Genomic DNA, 1,406 nt, shown 5'->3' on the forward strand with positions numbered 1-1,406 from the left:
TAGAAGAGGACTTGCAGCACTCCGACTGGCAGACGCTGTTTGACCCTACCTTTGCTAAGTACGGCTTAAAAACCAAGTACGCTGCTGAATTGAAGCTTGTTGCACCCATACCGGAACCTGAGTCAGAGATAACTGTAGGTACAATGTGGGAAGATTATCTGGAGTGGAAGCGTCCGCAGTTGCAGCCCACGACGTTTAAAGGGGTGTTCTGTAGGACGTACACAAATATTATCAAGGGCTTAACTTGGGATATTAGCTCAGCGACATTTTCGGATGGTCAACACTCTATTTGGGAATTACCCATTTCTGCTAATGTTGGTGAGATTTTAACAAAACACCCTACCAGTCAGCAAAATAAACAACGGACGTTGAGCGCTCTATCTGAAGCTTTCATTCGCTTGCAATCCCTAGGCAAAACCAAACTTACAATTAACCCATTTGCGATGCCTAATGGTAGTAACGAAAACAAAATTGATAAGTATAAATCACAAACTAGAACCGATGGAACAATTGACTTACGCTGGTGGGATAAGGAGGATACCGAGAAAGACCCCGAAGAGTGCGACCGTCGCGCTTTCTCGAAAAAAGACCGAGACATTATCATCAAGGCACTCTATGAGCATAAAAATGCTTCACCGCGTCAACTAGCCCCATTAGTCGAATTCCGATTCCTAACAGGTTGTCGTAGTGGTGAAGCATTTGCCCTTCAATGGAAAGATGTACTCTTGGGACGTGACAAGGACTACATTCGATTTAGCAAGTCATACAATGGGCAACAAAAGAATACGCAAGTTACCAAAACGGGGGAAGTCCGACTGTTCAAAATCTACTCCAAGCTGAGCGATTTACTGATGCGTATTAAGCCTGCCGACGCTAAGCCTACTGATTTAGTTTTTACTAAGTTAAATGGCAAACATTGGGATACGGGTGCGGTGAGGGAAATTTGGTATCAGACAAGAGGTAATAATGGTCAGAAAAAATACATTTATCCCGGTGTAGTAACCCAGCTTGCGGATGACGGCTTAATAGATGGCTACTTACCTTTCTATAACTGCCGTCATACATTCATCAGCTTACAAGCTCATGCTGGCACTGATTTATTACTACTAGCTACCGCCTGTGGTAATAGCGTAGAGGTGATTCAGCGACACTACTTAGGTATTGACACGAGCGTCAAGATGACCGACATCTAGCCCCCAGCGCATCCTCTACACCTAACCCGCCCTAGCCCGGCGGGTTTTTTATTGACTGTTCCCTCCCCACGGTTCCCGACCTAGACGCAACAAACTTAGAATCGAATCATGTGCATAGTTCGATTGAAGCCATCGCTCAATAAAAAAAACCGGGAATTACCCCGGCAATCCACCCTTACAGAACGTCAACAACCAAACTTTTATTAGCTGGCA

1 pseudogene is annotated in these 1,406 nt (G+C 44.9%); it reads left to right on the forward strand.

Features of this window, described 5'->3' with window-relative positions:
- A pseudogene (locus JGK39_RS33460) lies at window positions 1-1,193 on the forward strand (hypothetical protein); the annotation flags it as partial.
- Window positions 1,194-1,406: the final 213 nt, after the last annotated feature.

Origin of the sequence: Microcoleus sp. PH2017_12_PCY_D_A (assembly GCF_020738565.1) — a bacterium.
Lineage (GTDB): Bacteria > Cyanobacteriota > Cyanobacteriia > Cyanobacteriales > Microcoleaceae > Microcoleus.